Source organism: Microcystis sp. M53602_WE12, assembly GCF_030065455.1.
In the GTDB taxonomy this organism is placed as follows: Bacteria; Cyanobacteriota; Cyanobacteriia; order Cyanobacteriales; family Microcystaceae; genus Microcystis; species Microcystis aeruginosa.
This window is the reverse complement of record NZ_JASJFB010000343.1, coordinates 1-7,464: the sequence shown is the minus strand read 5'-3', so window position 1 is coordinate 7,464 and position 7,464 is coordinate 1. Positions and strand designations below refer to the sequence as shown.

The window sequence follows — 7,464 nt, the reverse complement described above, 5'->3', positions numbered from 1 at the left end:
GGGAAGTGGGGTGTGGGGTGTGGGGTGTGGGGTGTGGGGTGTGGGGTGTAGGGTGTAGGGTGTAGGGTGTAGGGTGTGGGGTGATGGGGAAATGGGGTGATGGGGTGATGGGGAGAATCAATAAAGGTAGTCTATTGACAACTGCTCACTGATTACCACTGTCCACTGAAAACTCAAATCTGATAACTGATAACTGATAACTGATAACTGAATTATCCCTTGACAATTGCCCCAAAATCTGCTAGGACTCGGGCGTGATTTCGCAGTAAACCCAACAGATTTAAACGATTGCGACGGACAGATTCTTTTTCTGCCATGACTAACACACTATTTTCGCCATCAAAAAAGTCAGCCACCAGGGGAGAAATTGCTGTTAAAGCAGTGACGAGACGCTGATAATCTCTTTGCTCTCTTGCGCTGATAGTTTCGGGAATTAGGGCAATTAAAGCGTCATAAAATGCTGGTTCGGAGGATTGTTCAAATAACTCCGTATTGATGATTCCCTTGGCTTCTAGGGTAGTTGTATCTAAATCTCCTTTTTGTGCTAAACGGGTCGAGCGATTGACGGTTTCATAGATGTTGGCTAACTGACCATCCTGACGAATTTGGCATAAAAAGCGGGCGCGTTCACGGGTATCTAATAAATTTTCTAAAGCGCGAGACTTATACTCTGGATCGTTTTCCCCTAAAACTGCATTAACGAGATCATAATCTATCCTCAAATCATCAATTAAGAGAGTTTGCAGACGTTGTAAAAAGAAATCTTTAATCAGATTGACTGGGTTGGTTTTATCGGGATGACTGGTGACAAAATCCTTAGCTATCTGCTCAATTAATGCCAAAAGATTGATATTAAAATCGGCTGACCAGATAATACTAATTATTGCATTGGCAGCCCGACGGAGAGCGAAGGGATCTGAGGAACCAGTGGGCAGCATTCCCAGTCCAAAAATACCGACTAAAGTATCTAAGCGATCAGCAATTCCCACCACTTGACCAGTGATTGTTTCCGGGAGTAAATCCCCGGCATTGCGAGGCAGATAATGTTCAAAAATGCCCCGGGCAACTATAGCCGATTCGCCACTAATTAAAGCATATTTTTCGGCCATTACTCCCTGTAATTCTGGAAATTCATAGACCATTTGGGTAACTAAATCCGCTTTACAAAGCATGGCAGTGGACTCTATATCACTGCGACTTTGTTCATCGAGATTTAACTGTTCGACGATCATCTGGGCAATTTCCATAATCCGATCGACTTTATCGCGCATGGTTCCCAATTCTTCTTGGAAAGTGACGGTTTCCAGTTGAGGAAGAAAACTATCTAAGGGTTCATCACAATCGGCAGTATAGAAAAATCTGGCATCAGCTAACCGCGCGCGGATAACCCTTTCATTTCCCGCGGAAATAATCTCAGATTTCTGGGGATCGCCATTGGAAATAGTAATAAAATAGGGTGACAAACCCTGGGGAGTTTTCACCGGGAAATAACGCTGATGTGTCACCATCACGGTAATAATTACTTCTGGGGGTAATTCCAGAAATTCATCGTCAAATTTGCCAACAATTGCCGTGGGATATTCGACTAAGTTAGTCACTTCTGCTAATAAATCTGCGGGAATTTCTGCCACTCCCTTGAGTTTTTTGGCCAGGGTGGTAATCTGAGCGGTAATTATCTGTTGACGCACTTGCGGATCCGCTTCCACAAAAATCGAGCGCAAACTGGTTAAATATGCTTGGGGATGACTAATGGCTAAGGATTGCGGGTGTAGAATGCGATGACCAAAAGTTAAGCGATCGCTGGTTAAAGTGGTAGAGCCATTAATTAATTCTAGGGGCAAAACTTCCCCATCCACTAAAGTTAATAACCAACGAATTGGCCGGGGAAATCTTAAATCTCCATCTCCCCAACGCATAAAACGTCTTCCTTCCAAACGGGTAATCCATTGGGGAATTAATTCAGTTAAAATCTCGGCTGTTTGACGACCTGGAATCGTTTTTTCAATATAGACAAATTCTCCTTTGTCTGTGGCACGAATTGAGAAAGCAGCGGTGCTAACTCCCTGTTTTCGAGCAAAACCCTCACCAGCAGCGGTAATTTTGCCATTTTTGTAGGCGGCACTAACTGGCGGTCCTTTTATCTCCTCGCTGCGAGCTTCTTGCTCCCTCGGTAATCCTGTGATTAACACGGCCAAACGGCGCGGGGTTGCGTAAACTTGAATAGCAGTCGCGTCCAGAGATTCCGTCTCTAAACTCTTGCTAACTCTTTCCCGCCATTGTGCGATCGCGCTATCGACAAAATCTGCGGGTAGTTCTTCTGTACCGACTTCCAGTAAAAAATCCATCTGATTGATTGGCCGTGTTTATGCTTCACCAATCATCTAGGCTATCACAGAAGCCGTGTCCTTAGTTTTTGACTGGTGTTGTTCGACTTTTTGGGTTAGGGTGAAAGAGGCAGCAAATTGGAATCAGCGACGATGGGAAAGATTAATTTATTAGTCAGTGCCACCTCTGAGGATTGGATAGAACAGGCAATTAATAATTTAGGGATTATTCTGCTCGATCATTCCCATTGTGAGCGAAAAGCGGCAGGAGTGGCCTTAAATCTCATGTTTCGTTATCCTTCCTACGCTTCCCTCGTGCGGAAATTAACTGCGATCGCACAAGAGGAATTAGAACATTTTGAACAGGTCAATCAATGGTTAGATAAATGGGGAATTCCCCTCGCTCCCTTGAATTCTCCCCCTTATGGTGCTAAATTAAAGGCCCAGATTCGTCACCAAGAACCTGATCGCCTTTTGGATTCGCTGTTAATATCAGCTTTAATCGAGGCGCGTTCCCACGAAAGATTAGGTTTATTGGCAGAATATTGTCCCGATCCTCAATTAGCTCAATTTTATCGCGGTTTAATGGCTTCCGAAGCGCGTCATTATGGTATTTATTGGCTATTAGCAGCGGATTATTTTGAACGGACAGTGATCGAGCAACGCTTAGAAACCCTAGCGGCGCTCGAAAGTGAAATTCTCACTACTCTGCACCCGGAACCTCGTATTCATAGTTGATTGCACCCAAGGACAAACCCTATCTAAATTACTCGTTCAACTCAATTTCTCTCTTAGAAAAGGGTAAATCTTGATTGATTGCCTCAATTTCTTCCTGTTCCATTTGATTAATTTCCTGGATATAGTTGCGGAGAATTTGAGTCATTTTACCATGATAAAAACGGTGTAAACTGTGATTGGCAGTGGCGGGAAAACCCCGTCTTTTTTTATGTTGTCCTCCCGCGCCGGGGTCAAACATGGTAATACCTTGACTAATTGCCCAATCGATCGGTTGATAGTAACAAGCTTCAAAATGTAAACAGTCGTACTCTTGAAAACTTCCCCAGTAACGACCATAAAGATTAGTATCTTTGCGAATACAAAAAGATAAACCCACCGGTTTAGTATCCTTTTCATTCTGGTAGGCAGTAATCAAAACCACTCGCTGACGATAATTCGGATATAATTGTTCAAAAAATTTCTGTGTCAGATATTTACTTCCCCAGTAAAATTTATCACAGGTACTGCTATAAAACCGATAAATTAACGGGAATAAATGATGGGGAATTTCTTCGGCAGCCAGAGTTTTAATAATTAACCCCGCATTAGTCACCGCTTTCCGTTCCCGTTTAATGTTGCGGCGTTGATTAGCATTAAAAACCGTCAGATAATCTTCAAAACTTTGAAAACCTTTGTTATTCCAAATATAACTATGGTGTAACCAGGGAGTAAAGCCAAAATTTTCCATTAAAATTCGCCATTGGGGATCCACAAAAAGAAAATGACAACCCGACAGATTATTTTGGTCACAAAAATGATCGATTGCCGCTATCATTAAAGCAGTAATCTCCAGTTCATTTTCCCCCGGAGCAATTAAAAAACGATAACCCACCGCCGGAGTAAAAGGGGTCATTCCTAACAGTTTCGGATAGTATCTAATCCCTAAACGATGGGAAAGATCTGCCCATTGATGGTCAAAGACAAATTCACCGTAACTATGACTTTTAATATACAAAGGAGCGGCGGCAATTAACTCAGCACCGCACCAAACTGTTAGATGAGCAGGTTGCCACCCCGTGCGTCCCGTGGCGCTGCCGGAAGTTTCGATATTATGTAACCATTCCCACTCGAGAAAGGGAGTAGTTAGGGGTTGAGCGAGAGCATCCCATTTTTGTTGGGGAATCTCACTCATTTTATCAATCCAAACGACAGAATATTGGGGTTTAAGCTGTTCTACCATGGGACAAGATAAGTCAACCTTTTTATTTAAGGTTTGCTGAATAAATCTAAAACCCTTGTTGGGTAAGACTTTTAGACTTTTTGTCAATCAAAAAGTACCGGACTGGGAGTGATTAGGGGTAAAATTCCGGGACTTTTTCCCTGAAAATTAGGTAACTGAGTACCTCAAAATCAGTAAAACCCTACACCCTACACCCTACACCCCACACCCTGCCCCCACCAACAAACTTTTTCAGCAGACCCTATTTAAGGTAATCTAGTTTTGAGATTTATGGGACTGCCGTTCAAGGGAATAATGTAAGAAAATTTCTTCTTCCACGGTTTCCACGCTCAAAAGTTGTAATTTTCTGGCAGAATCAGCCATAAATCCAGTTCCTGCCAGAGGAGTTGCCGCTTTATTGCCTCCTAACAGCAACGGACAAATGGTTAGATGGATTTCATCGATTAAATCTTCAGCTAAAAGAGAGGCAATTAATTCACCTCCTCCCAGAATCGCCAGCTTTTTAATACCTAGGGTGGTAAATTGACTAAAAATAGCCTTCCAATCACCGCAGACTAAGACAAGCTCAAATAAACCCCGATTTTCCCATGCCGCCACTTTTTCCGCTGCCGTGATTAACCAGCGCGGGAAAGGCTGCTGAAAAAATTTCATCCGGGGATCAAGCTGGCCTGAATGAGAACAAACGATCTGTATCGGCTGGGGAGATAATCCCCGTTGTTGACGGTATGCGAGAAAATCGGCATGACGGATAGGAAGACTGGTGTGATAAGCGCGCAGGGTGTTAGCACCGAATAAAGCGGCATCCATGCGCGATAAATGTTGTTCTAGACGCATTTTATCGGTAGCAGAGGCAAATCTGGCCGCCGACTGGTAGGCGTCGGCAATTTTACCATCGGCACTCATGGCTAAAATAACGGTGGTGTGAGGACAATTCATGGCAAATGCTCGGGGATATCACCCAGTCTGATTGGTGAATAGGCTAGTATAGTCTGGAGTTTGATAGCAAGAATCAAACCAATTTCTGCCTATGTCTATCGGTCAATCCTCCTTTCGTCGTATTCTGCTCTCTCGCTTACTCCTGGTCAGTGTACCTGTACTACTAATGGGAGTTTATGTTACCTATCGTAAGGCGCGTTCGGCTTTTTTGGAAACGGCCCGTCAAAATCTGACCGAAAGTGCCGTCAGAAAAGCAGATAATATTGATCAATCAATTCAATTTTTGCAGGTTAATCTTATCACTGCGGGTGAAAGTCTGGTTTTAAAACAGGGAACCTTAGCCGAAAAAGAAGCTTTTTTACAACAATTCACGGCGCAGCTTCCTAATCAGATTAACTGTGTGGGATTAATTGATGTTAAGACCAAGCAACCTTTATTAAATCGAGCCTGTGAACCAGAAGTTATCCAAGTTTTGCCACTAGAAAGATGGACGGAAAAACGGACTGGCTTTGCTGGGAATATCGAAAATATTTTAGTTAGAAGTTTACCCAAGCAATTTCTAACTAAATCTCCCAATAATAATCGTCAATTAGAATTAATTTTTGCCGTTCCCATCTACGATAATCAAGGACAATTACAATCTAGTCTGATTCTGCAAGCTTCTCTCCTTTACAGTGAGAAGGTTTTACCCGGTTCTTTGTCAGGTTATCCCGTGGTTATTTCTGAAAATGGCATTATTCTCGCTCATCCCTATTTTGATCGCATTGGTAGCCATATCAGTCAAGAAGCTGATGCTGAACGCCTCAATATAATCATCAGTAATGCTGTTAGAGGTCAACAGAGATTTCTCCATTTATTTTCTTTCGAGAAATATGGCAAAGAGTTAGTCGCTGGTTATAGTTCCCTCCCCAGTCCAGTTACGGGAGAATCATCCCAAAAATGGATAGTTTTAGCCATTAGTCCTCTCTCCCAAGCTCTGGCTCCTCTACAACAAATTTGGGAGGCAATTTTTTATCTAATTTCTGGTTTATTATTAGCTTATTTAGTAGCTATTATACTGATCACTAGGGATTTAGCTAGACCTTTAGAAAAACTGCGAGATTATGCCTTAAATATTCAGAAAATTCCTTCACAAAATATTACACCACAGAACTTTAATATTCGAGAAATTAATCAGTTAGCCTCGGCCCTAGAGGAAATGCTCGAACGTTTACGCCTTTGGGGAGAGGAAATAGTTAAGAGTTGGCAAGAAGCGGAAAATGCTAATCAATTAAAAAACCAATTTTTGGCGAATACTTCCCACGAATTACGCACCCCTCTCAATGGTATTATTGGCTCAATTCGTTGCGTTATGGATGGATTTTGTAATAGTGAGGAGGAGGAAAAAGAATATCTGCAACAAGCGGATAAGGCATCCGTACATCTTTTGGAAATTATTGATGATATTCTCAGTATTGCTAAAATAGAAGCGGGCAAACTTTCCGTTAATCCTGAACCAGTAGATTTACACCAAATTATCAATGAAGTTATTAATTTACAAACAGCATCGCTGCAACGTAAGCACTTAAAATTCAATCTACTTTTTTGTCCAGAAATTACTATAGTCTATGCTGATACCACTAAATTTAAACAGGTAATTTTGAATGTTATTTCTAACTCAATTAAATTTACTGATACAGGCACAATTTCTTTAATAACTCGCCTAGAAAATACACAGGCTATTATTACTATAATCGATACAGGAATCGGTATAGACCCCCAGCAACAATCAAAATTATTCCGTCCTTTTGTGATGATTGATGGTTCCACAACTAGAAAATTTAGCGGTACGGGTTTGGGATTAGCTATTTCTAAGAATTTTATGAAAATGATGGGGGGAGATATTACTATCTCTAGTCAAGGTCAAGGTTTAGGAACAACTGTAGAAATTATTCTTCCTCTAGTGGGGGAAAGAAAGCTTGATTCTACTCCACCAGAGGAAAACTCATCTTTGCCGATTCTTCCCTCTCTTAAAAGCTAAAATATCTCTATTTAACTACTGTAATTTCTGGGCAACTTAGTTTATAATTCCTCTAAACTTTCTACAGGCAAATTAACCACCTGATAAGCACCAAGAACATCGATCGCATCGGTATAATTGGTTAATTCTTCTAAAGTTTCTGCGATTAAATGCTGTTGATCTGGATTAATTTCTAGATCGATAAAAAATATGTATTCTCCTAAAGATCGTTTAGTTGGTCGCGATTC

Annotated in this window: 5 protein-coding genes and 1 pseudogene; 2 read left to right on the top strand and 4 right to left on the bottom strand. The window is 41.6% G+C overall.

Annotated elements, in window-relative coordinates:
• Positions 1 to 212 precede the first annotated feature (212 nt).
• Entirely contained in the window at positions 213 to 2,345 is a 2,133-nt protein-coding gene (gene glyS, locus PX482_RS12145) for a glycine--tRNA ligase subunit beta (RefSeq protein WP_002760146.1), read from the bottom strand.
• A 132-nt stretch (positions 2,346 to 2,477) separates the two neighbouring features.
• On the opposite strand from glyS, the gene PX482_RS12140 reads away from it, so the two are divergent.
• The gene (locus tag PX482_RS12140) at positions 2,478 to 3,062 is read left to right on the top strand and encodes a MiaE family protein (RefSeq protein WP_287699703.1); all 585 of its coding nucleotides are present in this window, start codon (positions 2,478 to 2,480) and stop codon (positions 3,060 to 3,062) included.
• A gap of 28 nt (positions 3,063 to 3,090) precedes the next feature.
• On the opposite strand, the gene PX482_RS12135 is transcribed toward PX482_RS12140, so the two are convergent.
• Positions 3,091 to 4,281: a GNAT family N-acetyltransferase gene (locus tag PX482_RS12135; RefSeq protein ID WP_287767266.1), complete on the bottom strand. Its 1,191-nt coding sequence runs from the start codon at positions 4,279 to 4,281 to the stop codon at positions 3,091 to 3,093.
• A 255-nt stretch (positions 4,282 to 4,536) separates the two neighbouring features.
• Positions 4,537 to 5,217, bottom strand: a complete 681-nt coding sequence (locus PX482_RS12125) for a RibD family protein (protein ID WP_288122477.1) — start codon at positions 5,215 to 5,217, stop codon at positions 4,537 to 4,539.
• 91 nt (positions 5,218 to 5,308) lie between these two features.
• Between PX482_RS12125 and PX482_RS12120 the strand changes: the two genes are divergently transcribed.
• Complete coding sequence (locus tag PX482_RS12120; protein WP_288122476.1) at positions 5,309 to 7,237, top strand: sensor histidine kinase; 1,929 nt, start codon at positions 5,309 to 5,311, stop codon at positions 7,235 to 7,237.
• A 41-nt stretch (positions 7,238 to 7,278) separates the two neighbouring features.
• On the opposite strand, the pseudogene PX482_RS12115 reads toward PX482_RS12120, so the two are convergent.
• Positions 7,279 to 7,464: pseudogene (locus tag PX482_RS12115) on the bottom strand (prephenate dehydratase); the annotation flags it as partial.

What these genes read in the sequence shown, in the direction of transcription:
- PX482_RS12120 (WP_288122476.1), top strand. Translation starts at nt 5,309, where the DNA reads ATGTCTATCGGTCAATCCTCCTTTCGTCGTATTCTGCTCTCTCGCTTA.
- PX482_RS12140 (WP_287699703.1), top strand. Translation starts at nt 2,478, where the DNA reads ATGGGAAAGATTAATTTATTAGTCAGTGCCACCTCTGAGGATTGGATA.
- PX482_RS12125 (WP_288122477.1), bottom strand. Translation starts at nt 5,217, where the DNA reads ATGAATTGTCCTCACACCACCGTTATTTTAGCCATGAGTGCCGATGGT.
- PX482_RS12135 (WP_287767266.1), bottom strand. Translation starts at nt 4,281, where the DNA reads ATGGTAGAACAGCTTAAACCCCAATATTCTGTCGTTTGGATTGATAAA.
- glyS (WP_002760146.1), bottom strand. Translation starts at nt 2,345, where the DNA reads ATGGATTTTTTACTGGAAGTCGGTACAGAAGAACTACCCGCAGATTTT.